The following is a 20,605-nucleotide window of genomic DNA, read 5'->3' on the forward strand; positions in this document are numbered from 1 at the left end:
CGCCTCACATATCACCGCACAGAAAACTTCAGCATATACCTTTGTGGTGCAGGTGTATACTCACTCCTGATCGTCGACCTCTTCTTCTTCGACGTTATCTTCGTTCTTGTTACGAAGATATACAGTCACATAACGATGCGGTTCTTCACCATGGGAGCGAGACTTCAGACCTTCATCACGCACCACGTCATGAACGACTTTACGCTCAAAGGAATTCATCGGCTTCAGATCCATCGGTTCGCCGCTCTCTTTAACGGCATCAATAGCATCGAGAGCCACATCGCGCAGGTGCTGGCGCTTACGCTTCAGGAAACCATCCACGTCCACAATCAGGTGGGAACGTTCGCCGGTCTTCTGCTGCACAGCCAGACGAGTAAGCTGCTGCAACGCATCAACCACTTCGCCATTGCGACCAATCAGATGTTTGATGTCTGTATCGTCATCAGCGACGATCTGAACAGTTGGGCGGTTGTTACGAACACCCATTTCGATATCGCCCTCATAGTCGGCGATATCCAGCAAGCCTTCAAGGTAATCGGCAGCGATGTCAGCCTCTTCGTTGAGCTGATCAATCGACTTCACGTCATCCTGTGCCATACGCTACTCCTTCATGTCAGGTCTGATTCTCAAGTCTAAGCCCTGCTCCCCCGAACAGGATTGGTTAGTGTCGGGGCGTGTCCGATGTTTCACGTGAAACATCGGACACGCCCCCGTCCTCATTATTTCTTTCTGCGCTTACGAACCGGCTGTTGCCTCTGGAATCCTTGGTTCGCCTTACGCGCGGCTTCTTCCTTAGCCTTAGCCAAAGCCTCCTCTTCAAGGGAAGGAAGACCGGCCTTTTCACGACGAGCATTCTCGTTGCGATGGTCACGCTTTTCCTTATCTTCTGCGGCAGGAGAACCTGGAGTCGGGAAGCAATACACCTGCCACAGCGTACGGCACAAGTTGCAAACGTTGTTGGTCAGCCAGTACACCAACACGGCGAACGGGAAGGAAGCACCCGAGAAGATGTACATCACCGGGAAGAGCCACAGCATGGCCTTCTGCATGGTCTCGGTCTGCTTGTTCATCGAAGCAGCTGCCATGTTGCGCTTCATGTTGATGTACTGCATGAGCCACAAGCAGAAGCACATCAGGAACACAAAGACACCGATGACCACCTTGCCGGCAGTAGCTGCACGGGTGAAGTTATCGGTCACACTGACAATGCCGAACACATCGGTCTGGGTGAACTGCTTGGCGGTGGCCACATCAAAGGCACCGAGCGGATCTCGCTTGCCGTTGGCGATGTATGGAATGGCGGACAGCGTGTAGAACATGGACATGAACACCGGGCCCTGAATGAGCATCGGCAGGCAGGAACCTGCCGGATTGACGTTATTGTCCTGGTATAGTTTCATGGTCTCACGACTCATGGCTTCCTTGGAAGCCTGATCCGTCTTGCCCTTGTACTTGTTCTGAATGCGCTGCATCTTCGGAGCCAATGCCTGCATCTTGCGCATCGACTTTATCTGCTTGTAGAACAGCGGGAAGATACACGCCTGCACCACCAGCACTAGGATGATAATGGCAAGAATCCAGGAGACGCCGACCGGGCTCATGCCCAACATGACAAAGAAGTCATGCACGATCTTCATGATCCAAGTCTGCAGCCACTCAACAGGGGTCAGAATCTTGTACAGGAATCCCCAGAACCCGCTATCCAGCAGGAATTGGTTTTGATTGATCATCGTTGGGCCTCTCTTTGGGTTGTGGCCAATGGCGTCAGTCGAGGCTCCTCATGAGCCTTCGACCACGAAAATCGATAAAAAATGGAATAACGTTGCGGCACGTCGTCAATTCCCCCACGGCTCCACGGCCTGCAACGAAGCAATCGCAATACGGCAAGCACTCCGCCTTTGCAAGCGCCATACCGTTCAAAAGCCTCAATGGCATAGTTTGAACATGTTGGGTAATACTTGCAACAGGGCGGTCGGTTCGCAGAAATGTGACGCTGGTACCAACGTACACCACGAATCATTACCGCCCTGATGGAAGTAGACATGTGTCATTCCGCCTTACGAGCCACTTTGGCAAAGCCAGTGGCAAACTGCTCATCCAACGATGAGAACGATGCGGATGCCGCACTTGGTTTTGCGCGCACCACGATATCGCAGTAAGGCGGCAGGCTCTCTTCATGAGCCTTAGCCAGAACCCTGAACCTGCGCTTCACCGTATTACGGGTAACCGCATTGCCCACCGATTTGGAGACAGCCAAACCCAGACGACGATACGTCGTCCGATCATCAGGTTGATGATCATTACGCATCAGGTAATGCACAATGATGTCTTTGCCACCCACTTTGCGCCGGCGTTTAAGTACGGCAACGAAATCACGATGGCTTTGCAGCCGCTCCACCTCGACAGCCTCGAGGAACTGATCCGAGGGATCAGGCGGACAGGCTCTTGCGGCCCTTGGCGCGGCGACGGTTAATCAGCGCGCGACCGGAACGAGTGCGCATACGCACACGGAAACCGTGCTTCATGTGACGACGACGGTTGTTCGGCTGGAACGTCCTCTTCATATCAATTGCTCCTAGGTCTATTTGGCAACGCTTCGCGCTGCCCTCACGTGAGTCAAGCTATACCAACCTACTCTGACCCCTACCCTCAAGTCAAAATACGTCAAGAGTTTTCACATTTCGACACGTCGAGGAAATCTCGGCTCACCTCTTTGAATCGGCATAAACTCAACCATCTCACCCCAAAAGTTATCCACAAATTACATGTATGTTATTCACATTTGAGCAATTCCAACACGCGACTCGGTGGATAACTTCCTCACATCGGAGTAAACATTATCTACGTAATTCATTCGTTGAGTAGTTCAGAAGGGGCCGACCATGGTTGATGTTTCCGGTGACCCCACAATCGAAGCTGCCCATATTTGGTCAAACACACTTACCCTTCTTAAGCGCAACAGCACTCTGACCGCACGAGAGAAGGGATGGCTTGAGGGAATAGTTCCTGAAGGTGTGTTCGGCTCAACCATCGTGCTGTGTGTGGATAACAATGACACACTGCAGGCCATTCAAGGCAATCTCAACGAATCATTGTTGCAAGCACTGCACACCGCAACCGGTGAGAACATGTTCCCCGCGTTCAAAGTAGTGCCGCGCAGTGAACCGCAACCGGTCTCCCCTTATCCAACGAATGCTTCGCCGACTCTCACTGATTTCGGCAAGGAACCGTATGGCGCGCCGGAACCTGTGATTCCTGCTGTTGAACAGCAGTTCTCTGTGCCGCAGCAAAAAATGAATCGCGATCCGGAAACTCATCTCAATAAGAGTTTCACTTTCGATTCGTTTGTTCCCGGTGACTCTAATCGCTTCGCGCGAACTGTTGCATTGGCTGTGGCAGAGGGATCAGGCCAGGATTTCAATCCGTTGTGTATTTATGGCGGTTCCGGTTTGGGCAAAACACATTTGCTCAACGCCATCGGCAATTACGCCTTGGTAAAGGATCCCGGCCTGAAGGTTCGATACGTCACTTCCGAGGAATTCACCAACGACTTTATTGACGCTCTGCAAAATACCAATCAGAGTCAAGGCCAGATAGCGGAATTCAACCGCCGATATCGCCAGGTAGATGTGCTGCTTATTGATGATATTCAGTTCCTAGGCGGCAAGGAAGCCACTCTGGATCAGTTCTTCCATACGTTCAATTCGCTGCATCAAGCGAATAAACGCATTGTCATTGCGTCTGATGTGGCTCCAAAAAACCTGAAAGGTTTTGAGGCTCGACTGATTTCCCGCTTTGAATCCGGCCTGACCGTGGATGTCAAGCCGCCGGATTTGGAGACACGTATCGCCATTCTGCGCATGATTGCCGCAATGAACGGATCGAAGATTCCCAATGACGTTCTGGATCTTATTGCCGAACGTTTCACGGAGAATATACGTGAATTGGAAGGCGCGCTGACCCGCGTCACCGCCGTTGCCTCGCTGAGCAACCAGCCGGTGACCCGCGCTTTGGCGGAGCAAACGCTTCAAGACTTCTTTACCACCGATGTGGAAATCAAGCCCACCGACATCATCGGTCAAGTGGCAAAGTACTTCCACTTGACGTTTGAGGATATCGTCGGCTCATCACGTACCAAGAACGTGGTGATTCCCCGACAGATAGCCATGTATCTCGCTCGCGAGATGACCAGCATGAGCCTGATGGATATCGGCGAGGTGTTTGGAGGTCGCGATCACACTACGGTAATGCATGCTTGCACCCGTATTGGCGACAAAATGCAGCAGAAACAGGAAATCTATAACTACGTTATGGAACTGACTGTGCGTTTGAAGCAGAACGCAGACTGAGTATGCCTATGGCTTCCTTTACGGGAGCCATTTTTTATATCTGCGCATATCCGAGAGAATCGTTCCTGAAGACCGATTTTGGCACTTTTTCAAACCGAGCCAGAAAAAGTGCCGAAAACCGTCCTCAGAATCGATTCTCCTCGCCGATAATCATGTTCAACACGCCGTGCAAAGACTCAATAATCATGAAAGTTATCCACATAGTTGTTCACAAATGTGGGCAAACTCGGCGGATAACTCGTGGATTACCCACTATTTTTCGGTGGAAAATTGGTGCATAACATGGTCTTCTGTGTGGAAAACTTAACAATTGACTTTTTCCTGTGGATAAGTCGCCTATTTATCCACACGCTATACAGAAGTTATCCACAACACTCCCCAGTGGATAAGCCGTTACCGCAGTAGCCCTCCATCCACTTATCCACACTATCCACCGCACTTATTACGACGATTACTTACTTGCATACATAAGATCACCGTCATGGTGATAATCGGCCGCATCAAGCACGCAAGCAAAAGAACCAACCAACCGCTAGAATGTTCTTCAGCAAAACCGACGAAGGGAACAACCTGACATGAAAGTCGAAATCGATACCGCCGCATTGGCTGATGCCGTGGCCTGGACCTCCCGCGTCATTGACGCTCGTCCCTCCAACCCAATTCTCGCTGGCGTAAAACTTGAAGCCATTGACGGCACCCTGCAGTTCTCTGCATTCAATTACGAGATTTCCGCTCGTCACCACATCGAAGCTGGTGTTGATGAAGCCGGTTCCGCTCTGGTTCTGGGCAAGCTTCTGGCTGATATCACCAAGTCGCTGCGTTCCGAAAAAACCTACCTGACCACCGATGGCTCCACGCTAACCATCATCTCTGGCAAGTCGAAGTTCACGTTGCAGCTCATGCCCGATGCCGAATACCCTGATTTGCCGGTTGTGCCGCCTATGCTCGGCCAAGTTGATGCCCAAACTTTCGTCCAAGCCGTGAACCAGGCATCCGTCGCCGTCTCCCGCGAAGAAAACCGTCCGGTACTGACCGGCGTGCGCATGCAGTTCCAGGACGACAAAGTCATCATGACCTCCACCGACCGCTTCCGTTTGGCTCGTGCCACGTTCACCTGGACCCCGCAAGACGCCAGCGTGGACACCATCACCCTAGTGCGTGGCTCTTTGCTCAAGGACGTGGCTCGTTCTCTGGACGAACACCAGAACATCCGCCTTGATTTCGATGCCGATAACCCCACGTTGCTCGGTTTTGAAAATGCCGGTCGCGTATCCACTTCGCAGCTCATCGACGGTGAGTTCCCGGCTGTCGACCGCTTGTTCGCCGATGAATACCCGATTCAGGCCGTAGTGAACAAGCAAGATCTGCTTGACGCCATTAGCCGTGTGGCTCTAGTCGCCGAGCGCAACGCCCCGATCCGCATGATGTTCACCGGCCAGGAGCTCGCCTTGTCCGCCGGTTCCGCCGACGAAGCGCAAGCCAATGAAACACTCGATATCGATATGGATGGCGACGAAATCACCGTGGCATTCAACCCGTCCTACCTCAAGGAAGGTTTGTCCGCGATTGCCGAGCCGTTTGTACGCATCAAGATGACCACGCCGGTCAAGCCGGTGGAATTCAACGGGCAGCAGGAAGCCGATTCCGATGAATCGATGGACTACCGCTACCTGCTGGTGCCGATGCGCTTTAACAGCTGACGCAGAATCTCTCACATACTGCACATGCATATCTCCCGTCTTGCACTCGACCACTACCGCTCATGGAGCCAGGTAGTGGTCGATTTCGTACCAGGAGTCAATATCCTGGTCGGCAAGAACGGCTTGGGCAAAACCAATCTGGTGGAGGCCGTTGAAGTGCTCTCCACCGGAGCTAGTCATCGTGCCTCCAGCATGCTGCCGCTTATCGAACGCGGCCAAACCACTGCCACTATTCGCGCCAACGTAGTAGACGACGATGGGCAAAGCACCACGTATGAGGCATCGATTCATGCTCGCGGCGCGAATCGGGCACGCATCAATTCAGGAACCTCGCTCTATTTACGCGATATCATCGGCCGCATTCCCAGCGTTTCGTTTACTCCTGAAGACCAGAGATTGGTATCGGGTGATCCTGGTGCCCGGCGAACGTTGCTCAACCAAGCCGGAGCCCTGCTGGAACCCGGCTATATGCAGTCGTTGCATCAATTCACACGCATCGGCAAGCAGCGCGCCACATTGCTGAAGCAGCTTGGCGCCAGCGCGAATACTGGGCAACCGGTGGATGCCGTATTAAGCGGTTTGGAAATATGGACCGGACAGTTTATCGAAGCGGGTGTGGAACTGACCCGTATGCGTGCGAGAGTCATCGACTTGCTGGCTGAGCCGTTTGCCGCGCTGTACGCTGAGTTGACTGGCAACGATGACACCGTCAGCCTGACGTATGCGCCGTCATTTGACGAAGTGCTGATGCAAGACGATCCACGATTGAGCATCAGTGAACATTTCCAGCGCATCTACCCTGGAGAAGTGGCTCGAGGCGTCAATCTTATCGGCCCTCAACGTGACGATTTGACCCTGAATCTTGCTGATATGCCAGCCCGCGAATTCGCCTCGAACGGCGAGATGTGGACCATGGCGCTGGCCTTGAAAATGGCGCTATTCCAAGTGATACGCCAGAGATTGGGCCTTAAGCCCATCGTTATCCTTGATGATGTGTTCGCCCAGCTTGACGACAACCGTCGTACCCAGATTCTGGATTTTGCGCGCCGGCAAGATCAGGTGCTTATCACCGTGGCGTCAGAAGGCGATGTGCCCACGCATGAATCGGACAATGTGCTTGATATTGCGCAATTGATGCCATCCGCCGCGCAGTCTGGGGGCGGGAGCGAGACACAATCATGAAGCCTCCCATTGCCTGTCAGCTGCATGTGGACGAAACCAAACTACCCGCAGAAATATTTGAACGTCTCTCTCACCGCGGGGCGATACTGAAAGACCGACGCCGCAGACGCGAGGAAGCCTTTGAGAACTTCGGCAAGCCCGGCCGTGATCCGGCCGAGTTGGGCAGCGTGATGAGCTCAATCGCAGGCGGTGGCGTATGGGCTGCGAACATGAAATTGGCGCAATTGCGCAACCATTGGGATCAGGTGGTAGGCGAGGCAATCGCCAATCATTCGGCAGTCGCTGATTTCACCGATGGAGTCTTGACTATTCGTGCCGAATCCACAGTGTGGGCCACTCAACTGACCTATTTGATTCCGCAACTGACCGATACCATTCGCAGGAATCTCAAAGGACTGACCATCAACGAAATCAGAGTCACCGGTCCGGCGGTCGGATACAGCCGGAAATGGGCCCGGCGTCGATAACACCCTAGAATAGGGGAAATTCGTAGAAGCCCCGCTATGGCGCTCGTCGTAGTAGACGAGTAGAATCACATGCAATATGGTCAAATGGCTGGAAGAGCCCTTTACGGGCCTCATAAGCCATATCGCCTCTGCAAATGACCTTCATTACAGAGGTTGACCCCGTAGTCACGGAAGGAAGCCTGTTGGCAGAAGAAACCAGCAAAGAGGAGCAGCTGAAGGCGGCTGCGGAACGCATCAACAATGCGGAATTGACCGAAGGCGAGCTTGACGAATCCATGGCTCCCGAGCATTATGAGGCCTCTGACCTTCGAGTGCTTGAAGGTCTTGAAGCCGTGCGTATCCGTCCAGGTATGTACATCGGCTCCACCGGTCCGCGTGGTTTGCACCACTTGGTCTACGAAATCGTCGATAACTCGGTCGATGAGGCGCTGGCTGGATATGCCAGCCATATTGAAGTCACTATCCTGCCGGACAACGGTATCCGCGTGGTGGACGATGGCCGAGGCATTCCGGTTGATGAGGTTCCTGGCGAAGGCGTCTCCGGTGTTGAAACCGTGATGACCAAGCTGCACGCCGGCGGCAAGTTTGGTGGCGGCGGCTACGCGGTGTCCGGCGGTCTGCACGGCGTGGGCATCTCCGTGGTGAACGCCCTGTCCACTCACGTGGACATCGAAGTGCGCCGTCAGGGCTTCCACTGGACCCAGACTTATGTCGACCAACATCCGGTTGCGCCGCTGAAACAGGGCGAGCCGATGGCCGAGGACGAATCCACCGGTACATCCGTGACCTTCTGGGCCGACCCGAAGATCTTTGAAACCACCATCTATGATTTCGAGACGTTGCGTTCCCGCTTCCAACAGATGGCCTTCCTGAACAAGGGCCTGAAGCTTAGCCTGACCGACGAACGCGTCACTGACCAGGCCGGCGACGAAGTGGCCGGCGACGCCGAAGGCGAGCCCGGTGAGAAGCACCAAACCGTCACCTACCAGTACCTCAACGGCATCAAGGATTACGTCGACTACCTGGTCAAGGTGCGCAAGGCCACACCGGTGGAAGAGGATGTCATCAGCTTCGAGGCCGAAGACCTCAAGCTCGGCATTTCCGCTGAACTCGCCATGCAGTGGACTACCGCCTACTCCGAGGCTGTGCACACCTTTGCGAACACGATTTCCACCACTGAAGGCGGCACCCACGAGGAGGGCTTCCGTGCGGCACTGACCTCGCTGGTCAACCGTTACGCGCGTGACAAGGCCATCCTCAAAGACAAGGACGAGAACCTGTCCGGCGACGACGTGCGTGAAGGCCTGACGGCCGTGATCTCCGTCAAACTCACCAACCCGCAGTTCGAAGGCCAGACCAAGACCAAGCTCGGCAACTCCGAAGCCAAGACCTTTGTGCAGCGCGTGATGACCGACAAGCTCGGCGACTGGTTCGACGCCCACCCTGCCGAGGCCAAGAACATCATTCAGAAGGCCATCGAAGCCTCCCGCGCCCGTCTGGCCGCCAAGAAGGCCCGCGAAAACACCCGCCGCAAGTCCATCTTCGAGTCCGCCGGCATGCCCGACAAGCTCAAGGACTGCCAGTCCTCCAACCCGGAAGAGTGCGAGCTGTTCATCGTGGAGGGTGATTCCGCAGGCGGTTCCGCCATTCAGGGCCGCAACCCGATCACACAGGCCATCCTTCCGCTGCGAGGCAAGATCCTCAACACCGAACGTGCCAGCCTGGACCGTATGATGAAGTCCGACACCATCGAATCGCTGATCACCGCGGTCGGTGGTGGCTACGGCGAAGACTTCGACATCTCCAAGGTGCGCTATCACAAGGTCATCATCATGGCCGATGCCGATGTGGACGGTGCGCATATCGCCACCCTGAACCTGACGCTGTTCTTCCGCTACATGCGTCCGATGATCACCGCCGGTTACGTGTACGTGGCCATGCCGCCGCTGTACCGCTTGAAGTGGACCAAGGGTCCGCACGACTTCGTGTACACCGACGCTGAGCGTGACCGTGTGCTTGCCGAAGGCAAGGCCAACGGTCGCCAGCTGCCCAAGGGCGAAGGCATTCAGCGCTACAAGGGTCTGGGCGAGATGAGCTATCAGGAGCTGTGGGAAACCACCATGGATCCCGAACACCGCATTCTGAAGCAGGTACACATCGAGGATGCGGCCGCAGCCGACGAGACCTTCTCGATGCTGATGGGCGACGAAGTGGAGCCGCGCCGCCTCTTCATCCAGCGCAACGCCAAGAACGTGCGTTGGATCGACGCGTAAAGGAATCCTCCGCAAGCGGAGGACACAATTCCTTGGCTCCCCTCTTTGAGGGGAGCTGTCGAACGCAGTGAGACTGAGGGGAGCAGTCACTGCGACATGGACTCCCCTCGGTCAGCTTTGCTGACAGCTCCCCCTCAGAGAGGGGAGCCAGATAGGACTAAAGGAACGGTATAAGTGGCAGACGAAACAAACAACACCGGTGACGAACAGTTCACCCCGGATGGCTCGATGGAGCCGTTGAGCCCGCAGGAAGCGGACACCACTGACTACGGTCTGATGGAAAGCGGCGAACGCATCCAGCGCAAGGATTTGCAGCAGGAGATGCGCGAATCCTACCTAGCCTACGCCCTTTCCGTCATCGTGGAACGTGCTCTGCCGGACGTGCGCGACGGCATGAAACCCGTGCACCGCCGTGTGATCTACGCGATGTACGACGGCGGCTATCGCCCCGACCGCGGCTACAACAAGTGCTCCCGCGTGGTCGGCGACGTCATGGGTAAATACCATCCGCACGGCGACTCCGCCATCTATAACACTTTGGTGCGCATGGCCCAGTCCTGGTCGATGCGCAACCTGCTCGTCGACGGTCAGGGTAACTTCGGTTCCCCTGGCGACGACCCTGCCGCCGCCATGCGTTACACCGAATGCCGCATGGCCCCGCTGGCCATGGAAATGGTGCGCGACATCGACAAGGACACCGTCGACTTCGTGCCCAACTACGACGGCAAAACCCAGGAACCGACTGTATTGCCGGCCCGCTTCCCGAACCTGCTGGTCAACGGCTCCGCCGGCATCGCCGTGGGTATGGCCACCAATATTCCGCCGCACAACATGCGCGAGGTGGCCGAAGGCGTGCACTGGGCGCTTGAGCATCCGGACGCCAGCCGCGAAGAGCTGCTGGAAAACCTGATTCGCATCATCAAGGGACCGGACTTCCCCACCGGCGCCACCATCCTCGGTCACAAGGGCATCGAACAGGCCTACCGCACCGGCCGTGGCCTCATCACTATGCGTGCCGTGGTCAACACTGAGGAGATCAACGGCCGCATGTGCCTGGTGGTCACCGAGCTGCCGTACCAGGTCAACCCGGATCGTCTGGTCGTCTCCATTCGTGAGGCCGTGCGCGACGGCAAGATTCAGGGCATCGCCGACATGCGCGACGAAACCTCCGGCCGTACAGGCCAGCGCCTCGTATTGGTGCTGAAGCGTGACGCCGTGCCGAAGGTGGTGCTGAACAACCTGTACAAGCACTCCCAGCTGCAGCAGACCTTCGGTGCCAACATGCTGGCCCTGGTCGACGGCGTGCCGCGCACGCTGAGCCTGGACGCCTTCATCCGCCATTGGGTGAACCACCAGCTCGACGTGATCGCCCGCCGTACCGCATACCTGAAGCGTGAAGCCGAGGAACGCGACCACATCCTGCAGGGCTACCTCAAGGCTCTCGACATGCTGGACGAGGTCATCGCCCTGATCCGAGCCTCCGAAGACACCGATACCGCCCGTACCGGTTTGATGGAGCTTCTGGACATCGATCAGGTGCAGGCCGATGCCATCCTAGCCATGCAGCTGCGCACGCTGACCCGCATGAACCGCGACAAGATCGTGGCCGAACACGAGGAATTGCAGCGCAAGATCGCCGACTACATCGACATTCTTGCCAAGCCGGAACGCCAACGCAAGATCATCGGTGACGAACTCGACGAGATTGTGGGCAAGTACGGTGACGAACGCCGTACCAAGATCCTGCCGTTCTCCGGTGAGATGAACGTCGAAGACCTGATCGCCGAAGAGAACGTGGTGGTCACCGTGACCCACTCCGGCTTCATCAAGCGCACCAAGGCCGACGAATACCGCGCCCAGCACCGTGGCGGCAAGGGCATCAAGGGTACCAAGCTGCGCGAGGACGACGTGGTGGATCACTTCTTCCTGACCTCCACGCACAACTGGCTGCTGTTCTTCACGAACAAGGGTCGCGTCTACCGCATCAAGGCCTATGAGCTGCCCGAGGGTTCTCGTGATTCCAAGGGCCAGCACGTGGCTAACCTGCTGCAATTCGCGCCCGACGAGTCCATCCAGGCCGTGCTGTCCATCCCGAACTACGAGGTGGCCAAGTATCTGGTGCTCGCCACCCGTTCCGGCAAGGTCAAGAAGACCCCGCTGGCCGAGTACGACTCCCCGCGTCAGGGCGGCCTCATCGCCGTGCGCCTGATGGCCGACGAGAATGGCGAGAATGCCGACGAGCTGATCGGTGCCGCGCTGTGCAACGCCGAGGATGACATCATCTTGGTCTCCAAGCTCGGCATGAGCCTGAAGTTCCAGGCCAACGATGAGCAGCTGCGCCCGATGGGTCGTCAGACTGCCGGTGTGCAGGGCATGAAGTTCCGCGAGGGCGACGAGCTACTGGCCATGGATGTGGTATGGGGCGACTCCGACAAGGATCTGTTCGTAGTGACCAACGAAGGCTTCGCCAAGCGTACGGCCATCAGCGAATACCGCCTGCAGGGCCGTAACGGCCTGGGCATCAAGGCCGTGCAGCTGGTCGAAGGCCGCGGCTCTCTGGTCGGCGCGCTCGTGGTGTCCGAAGACGATCAGGTCATGGCCATCATGAAGTCCGGCAAGGTGATTCGTTCCAACGTGGACGAGGTCAAGCGCACCGGGCGCAACACCCAGGGTGTTACCTTCGCCAAGCCTGATAAGGGCGACGAAATCCTTTCCATCGCACGCAACGAAGAAAAGGATGGCCCCGAAGAGGAGGTCGCCGACAACGGCACTGCCGAAGCAGGCCAGTCCCCCGCCGAACCGGTGAACGAGTCCAACGAGACCGCACAATCCGGTGAGAATGTGAACAACGTGGACGAGGCGTGAGCCGAGTCCCGAAAGGCTGGTAACCTCACTAACAGCAGAGGCTACCAGCAGGCTCTTAAGGAGAAACGATGAACGATCAGTTCGACAATAACGAGTCCGAGGTGATTCAGCCCAATATCGACAATACGGTGAATGATGTGGTGACACCTGAACCCGTTCGGGAGGCACCGCGCAAGGCCCGTTCTGTTTCCAGCGAGCCGGAAGAGGTTACCAGCAGCCCGAAGACTGTTCGTCCGGCAGCTCGTCGCAGCACTCCACGCGCCCGCCGCATGAGCCTATCCCTGACCCGTGTGGATGCTTGGTCCGTGGCCAAGGTGACATTCATGCTTTCGATTGCCGGCGCCATTATCCAGATTGTCGCCGCAGCCGTCGTCTGGCTGCTGCTCGATTTGGTTGGTGTATTCAGTCAGATTACCCAGATTGTTTCTTCCACTGGCTTGGATGCTGGCGGTCTTGATCTGAAGAATGTGCTGTCCCTGACCACCGTGGTGTCTGGTGTGACCATCTTCTCCATTATCGAAGTGGTGATTTTCACCATTCTGGCCACCATTATTGCGTTGATTTACAACGTGGTCAGCTCGCTGGTCGGTGGCGTGCACGTCACCCTCGGCGATGACTGAGTTTTAGCTATACCAACAAAACTCCCCTCAGTCCGATTCATGGACTGAGGGGAGTTTCGTATATTCATAGTCATTAGTGCTCGGCCGGCACAAAACTTTCGCGGGCGACCAGCTTGGTCGAGAGCATGGTATGGCAGGTGATGTCATCATTGAAACTGATCGACTGGGAAAGCATCAGCAGCGCGTTTCTGGCTAATGCCGTCTGATCGATGGCATACGTGGTCAGCGGCGGTGAAATGTACTGGGCGATGGACTGGTTGTTGATGCTGATGATGCTGACATCGCGCGGCACCAAAATGCCGGCCTTGGTAAAGGCCTGAATCACGCCCACAGCCAGGGAATCAGTGGCCACGATAAAGCAGTCAGGCATATTGCTGCCGAGCTTGGCCACAATCGTTTCGCCGTGCTTGCGGCCGGTTTCCACGCTGACCTGGCCGCCGGTAAATATCAGCCCTGCGGTTTCCAGGCCAAGGCGTTCGCACCAGTCGCGGTATGCCATCGTACGGATGTCTTCGGGGTACTCGTAGGTGCCCATCATGCGGCCTTCGCCGCCGATAAATCCGATTCTGGTCATGCCGCGGGCTCTGGCTTCGCTCAAGGCGTCCAGTATGGTTTGCAGCAGATCCGGCTGCACGGAGCTGAAAAGATTCGGGGCTGGGTTCACATCGATGAACACACCATGTGGCAGTACTTCATGAAGCCTTTCCAGGCTCTCGTAGGAGTGCGGTTCGGGGCCGATGGATACGAAGCCGTCATACTGGGTGCTGTTGTCAATGAGTTTGTTGATATCGGTGTAGAACGACAGGGTGATATGCATCTGCTGCGCTGTGGCGATCAAGGTGCTGCGCAGCTCGCTGTAATAGGCGTTACTCAGCTCCTCATCACTGGGAATGGCGTCCAGTACGGCGATATCGTGCGGAGCCACCAGTCGCCTTTCCTGTGTTTCGTAACCGAGTTCTTCACAGACCTGCAGAATCTTGCGGCGGGTCTCTTCTTTGACGGAGAACGTCGGATCGCCGTTGAGCAGGCGTGACACGGTTGCCGGCGAGAATCCGGCCCGTTGAGCGATTTCTCTGATAGTGACCATGCGTATGCCCGATATGTTCTTTCTGCACCGTTTGCGTACTATGTACTTGTTCCTGCATTACTACCCGTCATTAGGTAATTGGTAATGTATGTTTACCTGATACCTATCGTAGCGCACATCAATCGGAGTGCGGCAAAGATGTGCGCCAGTTGGCGGAAAAACAACACACCGCTCGAATGAATAGCATCATTCGGGCGGTGTTGTGCGGCAATGTCTGCTTGCTGTTGAGCCACATTCGGCTAACGGCATTACCTATGCGTTACTTGGTTTACCGGGCTGCGGACTCCTTGCCGAGCAGCGCGGCCTTGGCGATGTCCTTGCCGTACTTGGCGGCATCGGACTCATCGTGCAGGTTGGCTTCGATCTTGGCCACGATACGGGCGTGAGCCTTTTCGTCGATCTTCACGAAGAAGGCGAAGATCAGAAAGCCGATGATGATGAATGCCAGCGGCATCCAGAAGGCGAAGCCCTCGAAGGTGGTGATGTTGGCCTGGGTCATGTCGGCGGCGGTGGTCTTGTCGACGCCGGCGAACAGCGCGTTGGTGGCAAAGACCATGAAGTAGGTGCTCAGTGCGTTGTATAACAGCGACTGGCCGAAGTTACCGAATGCAAAGGCGGCAAGACGGCCTTTATTAAACTTTTCTGGGGTTCGGCAGTTGATGACGACATCAGTGTTTTCTCATTTCCCGTGATACTGACTGCGGGGCGGACGGCGTTGGCTCTTATTTCTGTCGTTGAACAAGATAATGCGTTATCTATACAAAGTAAAACCATAACTAAATGCATTATCTAATAGTGATACTAGGAATGTCCGCAATGTGATTGCGGTGACGATTACTGCTCCTTGGTATCTAGCTCGTATAGGTCTGCGTCAGACTGTGCGGTGATGCACCATGCGATACTGCCGAGCTTGATTTTCATCGATATGCAGGTTATATTTAGTAAACATTTTATTTACTAGTTCAGTCACGGTGCCGTGACGAATTCGATGCAAGGAAAGGCGAAAACCATTATGACCAACTTGCAGTCAGCTCAGCAGTTCTCTCAGGCCTGGCTTACCGACCCGCGTGTGTTTGCCGTCAACCGGCTTGCCGCGCATTCCAGCCACAAGTTCTATGATCACGCTCCCCAGTGCGGCGAAGCCATGGATCTCAAGCAGAGTCTGGACGGTCAATGGCGCGTGCAGATGGTGGATCTCGCTGATTTGGCGGACAACGAGCTTGCTGAGGCGGCGTTTGCTCAGCCGGGATACGACGCTGCCGGCTTCTCCCCCATCGAAGTTCCCTCCGCATTGGAGACCAAGGGATTCCTGAATCATCAGTATGTCAACCAGCAGTACCCGTGGTCCGGCCATGAGAGCCCAGTGGCACCGGATGTGCCGAAGCATAACCACGTGGCGCTGTACCGTCATGAGTTCTCTTTGGAACCCAAGGCAGCTGCCGTGTTGGAGGCCAATAAGACTGCTGCGGATGATGCCGCCAAACGTCGCGTTACGTTGACATTCCAAGGCGCGGCCACGGCTATTGCCGTCTGGCTCAATGGCGCTTTCATCGGCTATGCCGAGGATTCCTTTACTCCCAGCGAGTTCGACGTGACTGATGTTCTGCGTGACGGCGTCAATACGTTGGCCGTGGCTTGCTTTGAATTCTCGTCCGCCAGCTGGCTCGAGGACCAGGACTTCTGGCGTCTGCACGGCATCTTCCGTTCCGTGGAGCTGGAAGCCCAGCCGTTGGTTCATGTGAACGACCTGCGCGTGCTGGCCGATTACGACCACACCACTGGCGAAGGTTCGTTGGACGTCGTCGCACTGGTGCGCAATGCTGGCACTGCTGCCGCCGTTGCCGCCACAGTGCTCGATGCTGTCGGCAACATTGTCTGGCACGGCAAGCTGACTGCCGGAGCTGATGCCGAGACGTTGACCGTGAAGGCCAATGTCGGCAAGGTCAACCCGTGGAGTGCCGAAGAGCCCACGCTGTACACCCTGCAGGTGGTGGCAACCGATGCCGCCGGTCAGGTAATCGAAGCAGTGCTGCAGCGCATCGGCTTCCGCCACTTCGCCATCGAAGACGGCCTGATGAAGCTCAACGGCAAGCGCATTGTGTTCAAGGGCGTCGACCGCCACGAATTCGATGCCCGCACCGGCCGCACGATTGCCGAAGCGGACATGATTGAGGACATCCACTCGTTCAAGCGCCTCAACATCAACGCCGTGCGCACCTCCCACTACCCCAACGAGACCCGCTGGTACGAGCTGTGCGACGAGTACGGCATCTATGTGCTGGACGAAACGAACCTCGAAACCCACGGCAGCTGGACTGATCCGGGCGATGTGTTCCAGCCCGCACGCGCCATCCCGGGCAGCAAGGACGAATGGCGCGCCGCCTGTGTGGACCGCACCGCAAGCATGGTGCGCCGCGACTACAACCACCCGAGCGTGGTGATCTGGTCGCTGGGCAACGAGGCGTTCGGTGGTGACGTGTTCTACTCGATGCGCGACTTCGTGCACGAGAACGACCCGTTCCGCCCGGTGCACTACGAGGGCACGTTCAATGACCCCGAATTCAGCGCCGCCACAGACATCATGAGCCGTATGTATGCCAAGCCTGATGAGATTGTCAAGCTATACCTCGGCGAGGACGGCAAGAAGCCGTACATTTCCTGCGAATACAGCCACTCGATGGGCAACTCCACCGGCGGCCTGCACCTGTACACCGAACTGGAGCGCTACCCGCTCTACCAGGGCGGCTTCATCTGGGATTACGTCGATCAGGCCTTGTGGCAGGACTGCGGCGACGGCACCGAGCGCCTGGCCTACGGCGGCGACTTCGAAGACCGTCCGAACGATTACGAGTTCAGCGGCGATGGCGTCATGTTCGCCGATCGCACCCCCTCCCCCAAGGCTCAGGAAGTCAAGCAGTTGTATGCCAATGTGAAGCTCGTGCCGGACGAGTCCGGTGTGACCATCACTAACGACAACCTGTTTATTTCCACTGCCTCTAGTCTGTTTACCGCGCGAGTGCTGGTGGACGGTGTGGAGTGTTGGCATGCCAACTACCGCTTCGATGTGCCTGCCGGCGAGACCGTGCGTGAGCCGATCGCCTTCCCGAAGGTCACCGATTTGGTGGCTCTGTCCGGCAGCGCCGAAGTGACCTACGAAGTCGACCAGCGTCTGGCTGAGGCCACTGACTGGGCTCCGGCCGGCTACGAGCTGACCTTCGGCCAGTATGTCGCCGCGGTTTCGTTCGATGACGGTGCCGCGGATGCCGTTGTTGCCGGCGATGCCGAAGTGGCAGCCGATGGCTTCAACGCCGGTATTCACACCGACTTCGGCGAAGTGCTGCTCTCCAAGACGCAGGGTGGCATGGTCTCTTTCAAGCGCGATGGCCGCGAAATGGTGATTCGCCGCCCGAACCTGACCACCTTCCGTGCGCTGACCGACAATGATCGCGGTAACGGTTCCGGTTTCGAGCGCGCCCAGTGGATGGCCGCCGGACGCTATGCCCGTGTGACCGGTACGTCGGTCGAGGAGACTGCCGATGGCAAGGGATTGAAGGCCACCTACAGCTATGAACTGGCCGACGCCAAGCACACGCCAGTCACCGTGCACTATGAAGTCGACGCCGCACTGCGCGTGCACCTGACGGTCAAGTACCCAGGCGAGGCGGATGCCGCCACGCTGCCGGCATTTGGTCTCGAATGGATCCTGCCCAAGCAGTACGATCGCCTGCGTTTCTACGGTCTGGGACCGGAGGAAACCTATGCCGACCGTCTGCACGGCGCCAAGTTGGGCGTCTTCTCCCGTACCGCTGCCGAGGATTGCGCGCCGTACCTGCTGCCGCAGGAAACCGGCAACCATGAGCAGGTGCGTTGGGCGGAAATCACCGACGAATACGGCCACGGCATGCGCGTGACCGCAGCCGGCGGCACCCGATTCGCCACCAGCCTGCTGCCGTACAGCTCGCTGATGCTTGAGGATGCTCTGCACCAGAATGAGCTGCCGAAGCCGCGCCACACCTTCCTGCGTCTGCTGGCCGCCCAGATGGGCGTCGGTGGCGACGACACGTGGGGTGCTCCGGTTCACGACGAGTTCCAGGTGCCGGCCGACCAGCCGCTCAAGCTGGATGTGACACTCGAACTCATCTGAGTTGCCGCGGCGCTCCTGTTGAGGAGTTGCCGTTGTAGACCTGTAGACCACTGAGGGCGGTTATCGGGATTCCGGTAACCGCCCTCAGCATCAATAATTTAGGAAATAAGCGGCTTCGTCCTAAAATCTTGTCACTGACTCTGTCTCAGTGACAGAAATTTAGGGGCATGGGGCTGATTTCCTGAAATCCTGTCACTGAGTTGCCGCGAACGACAAAAATTTAGGACGAGTGGGCTATTTTCCTAAATTTCTGACGCTGTCGGAAAAAACAATTGGCCATCTGCGGGAGGCTCATAGTTGGGCACGTGTCGCTGCCGGGGAGTTGATCGGTCATCCATGGAGTCTCATGGTCGCGGTGGTGACTCGCATTGCGATTTTCTCCACCTTCAGAATGATGTCGTGTTTACTGGCGGCTTCGTATGATGACGAACGATGCTTACGTATTTGGGTTATTTTTCGACGTCGTTCACTATTGCAATCGTAATGTGGCCGATTCTTTCGGCCGTACTTACTTTGCCGATTCTGGCTGGGCTGTACCATCGCCACCATCGTATGAAGTTGTTGTCTGCGGGAGCCGCATATCTGACGGTACTGTATGTGCTCGGTTTGATTACATTCACACTGTATCCGATGCCGGATGACCCGGAAGCGTTCTGCGCGGCGAATGCCGGCCAGTTCGCACCACAGCTTGACCCGCTGCGTTTCATCTCAGACATCCAAAACGGCGGATTGAGCGGCATACTGCAGCTGGTAATGAACGTGGTGCTGTTCATGCCGCTTGGTTTCGTGCTCACTCGGTGGCTGCGCTGGCGTTGGTGGGCGGTGCTGATTGGCGGATTCGCCGTATCGTTGTTCATCGAAAGCTCGCAGCTCAGCGGTTTCTGGGGCCTCTACCCGTGTGCCTACCGTCAGTTCGACGTCAACGATCTGATGACCAATACGTTGGGTGCGATGGCGGGCCTCGCCGTGGCCGTGTTGTTCGGCAAGTGGGTGCCGCTGGCCCACATGCCCGAACGCAGCGAGTATAATGAACACCCTGGCGCGGTGCATCGTCTGGTGACGTTCATCATTGATATGGTTTTTGTGGCCTTGGTATACGTCCCGCTCACCTTGTTGGTGACGTTCTTGTTCTACTGGGCGGCTGAGCCTTTGCAGAACGGTGATTTCATGCTGTTCGGTGGACATCTGACCGTTGGCGTTGGTTGGCTGAACTTCCTTGCGCCAATAGGAGCCAGTCTGGCGTTCCTCATTTTCGAGTTCCTGATTCCGTTGGGGCATAAGGGCCGCACGCTTGGCGGCATGTATACGCACATGACCATTGAAACCAAGCCGCGCAAGGGAATCGCGCGCGCCGTGTTCTACATTCTGCGCACGCTGATTATGGGCGCAATGGTGGTTATGTTCATTATCGGATTCGGACACAACGCGCATATCATGCACTACACCTTCTACGGCTTCGTCATCCTGTTCCTCTTCGCGGTGTTCGCCCATCGCATGCCTTGGGACTTTGTGCCCTGATCTTCGGTGGCGCCGGCCCCGGCTGTGCCCGTGTATGGAGCGGCGGATGTCGCTGCGGCACCGGCTGAGTCATCTGCCGCGAATGCACATTCGGACAAAGAGGGTGCGGCAACCGTGGCGGGTGATGATGCTGTACCTGGCGCGCCCGATTCGGATGCTGCGTCGAAGGGTGCGGTGAATACGAAGAATACGGGTGATGCGCGTGCCGAAGGCGATGAATCCGCCGCCACAAATCCGAATACTGTGGGACAAGATGAAAAATAGGCCGATTTTTGGCTGTTGTCCCATTCCCATAGTTGTGGCCTGATATGGCATAACCGTAGGAATGGCGGTATTCCAACGATTCTGATTTCTTGTGTTGGGACAATCGAACAGTCAATCGATTGATGCTGATGTTGTC

At 56.5% G+C, this 20,605-nt stretch carries 15 protein-coding genes and 1 pseudogene; 9 read left to right on the forward strand and 7 right to left on the reverse strand.

Translation table 11 applies throughout. The features are described 5' to 3' along the window. Positions 1–60: 60 nt before the first annotated feature. From NBH12_RS10285 to rpmH, 5 genes are all read right to left on the reverse strand, one after another. The gene (locus NBH12_RS10285; RefSeq protein ID WP_015439373.1) at positions 61–597 is read right to left on the reverse strand and encodes a Jag family protein; all 537 of its coding nucleotides are present in this window, start codon (positions 595–597) and stop codon (positions 61–63) included. Positions 598–719: 122 nt separating this feature from the next. Beyond that, entirely contained in the window at positions 720–1,727 is a 1,008-nt protein-coding gene (yidC, locus tag NBH12_RS10290; protein WP_025263371.1) for a membrane protein insertase YidC, read from the reverse strand. Next, a complete protein-coding gene (gene yidD / locus NBH12_RS10295; RefSeq protein ID WP_003827864.1) occupies positions 1,727–2,044 on the reverse strand; it encodes a membrane protein insertion efficiency factor YidD in 318 nt (105 codons plus the stop codon). Before yidD ends, yidC begins: the two co-directional genes overlap by 1 nt. Before the next feature lie 3 nt (positions 2,045–2,047). After that, entirely contained in the window at positions 2,048–2,398 is a 351-nt protein-coding gene (gene rnpA / locus NBH12_RS10300; RefSeq protein ID WP_014484450.1) for a ribonuclease P protein component, read from the reverse strand. 31 nt (positions 2,399–2,429) lie between these two features. Further along, positions 2,430–2,564 (reverse strand): 50S ribosomal protein L34, encoded by a 135-nt coding sequence (gene rpmH, locus NBH12_RS10305; RefSeq protein WP_003827866.1) that lies wholly within the window; start codon positions 2,562–2,564, stop codon positions 2,430–2,432. Positions 2,565–2,882: 318 nt separating this feature from the next. Between rpmH and dnaA the strand changes: the two genes are divergently transcribed. The 7 genes from dnaA to NBH12_RS10340 all read left to right on the forward strand — a co-directional run bounded on the left by dnaA (position 2,883) and on the right by NBH12_RS10340 (position 13,456). Further along, positions 2,883–4,349, forward strand: a complete 1,467-nt coding sequence (gene dnaA / locus NBH12_RS10310) for a chromosomal replication initiator protein DnaA (RefSeq protein WP_003827867.1) — start codon at positions 2,883–2,885, stop codon at positions 4,347–4,349. Between the two features lie 575 nt (positions 4,350–4,924). Then, the gene (gene dnaN, locus NBH12_RS10315; RefSeq protein ID WP_250819457.1) at positions 4,925–6,049 is read left to right on the forward strand and encodes a DNA polymerase III subunit beta; all 1,125 of its coding nucleotides are present in this window, start codon (positions 4,925–4,927) and stop codon (positions 6,047–6,049) included. Positions 6,050–6,073: 24 nt separating this feature from the next. After that, positions 6,074–7,231, forward strand: a complete 1,158-nt coding sequence (gene recF, locus NBH12_RS10320; RefSeq protein ID WP_003827870.1) for a DNA replication/repair protein RecF — start codon at positions 6,074–6,076, stop codon at positions 7,229–7,231. After that, positions 7,228–7,698 (forward strand): DciA family protein, encoded by a 471-nt coding sequence (locus NBH12_RS10325; protein ID WP_003827871.1) that lies wholly within the window; start codon positions 7,228–7,230, stop codon positions 7,696–7,698. Before recF ends, NBH12_RS10325 begins: the two co-directional genes overlap by 4 nt. A gap of 134 nt (positions 7,699–7,832) precedes the next feature. Next, on the forward strand, positions 7,833–9,971 hold the full coding sequence (gene gyrB / locus NBH12_RS10330) for a DNA topoisomerase (ATP-hydrolyzing) subunit B (protein ID WP_003827872.1): 2,139 nt from the start codon (positions 7,833–7,835) through the stop codon (positions 9,969–9,971). A 174-nt stretch (positions 9,972–10,145) separates the two neighbouring features. Further along, entirely contained in the window at positions 10,146–12,836 is a 2,691-nt protein-coding gene (gyrA, locus tag NBH12_RS10335; protein ID WP_250819458.1) for a DNA gyrase subunit A, read from the forward strand. A gap of 68 nt (positions 12,837–12,904) precedes the next feature. Next, positions 12,905–13,456 (forward strand): DUF3566 domain-containing protein, encoded by a 552-nt coding sequence (locus NBH12_RS10340; protein ID WP_003833080.1) that lies wholly within the window; start codon positions 12,905–12,907, stop codon positions 13,454–13,456. A 73-nt stretch (positions 13,457–13,529) separates the two neighbouring features. On the opposite strand, the gene NBH12_RS10345 is transcribed toward NBH12_RS10340, so the two are convergent. Both NBH12_RS10345 and NBH12_RS11190 read right to left on the reverse strand, forming a co-directional pair. Then, positions 13,530–14,543, reverse strand: coding sequence for a LacI family DNA-binding transcriptional regulator (locus NBH12_RS10345; protein WP_250819459.1), 1,014 nt, complete (start codon positions 14,541–14,543; stop codon positions 13,530–13,532). A gap of 496 nt (positions 14,544–15,039) precedes the next feature. Then, a pseudogene (locus NBH12_RS11190) lies at positions 15,040–15,168 on the reverse strand (lactose permease); the annotation flags it as partial. 387 nt (positions 15,169–15,555) lie between these two features. Between NBH12_RS11190 and lacZ the strand changes: the two are divergent. Next, positions 15,556–18,687 carry a beta-galactosidase, LacZ type gene (gene lacZ / locus NBH12_RS10355; RefSeq protein ID WP_250819460.1) on the forward strand — a complete coding sequence of 1,044 codons (3,132 nt, stop codon included), beginning with the start codon at positions 15,556–15,558 and terminating at the stop codon, positions 18,685–18,687. Between the two features lie 432 nt (positions 18,688–19,119). Continuing rightward, positions 19,120–20,205 carry a VanZ family protein gene (locus NBH12_RS10360; RefSeq protein WP_015438188.1) on the forward strand — a complete coding sequence of 362 codons (1,086 nt, stop codon included), beginning with the start codon at positions 19,120–19,122 and terminating at the stop codon, positions 20,203–20,205. Positions 20,206–20,605 lie beyond the last annotated feature (400 nt).

The organism is Bifidobacterium sp. M3-N-101 (genome assembly GCF_023656805.1).
In the GTDB taxonomy this organism is placed as follows: Bacteria; Actinomycetota; Actinomycetes; order Actinomycetales; family Bifidobacteriaceae; genus Bifidobacterium; species Bifidobacterium breve.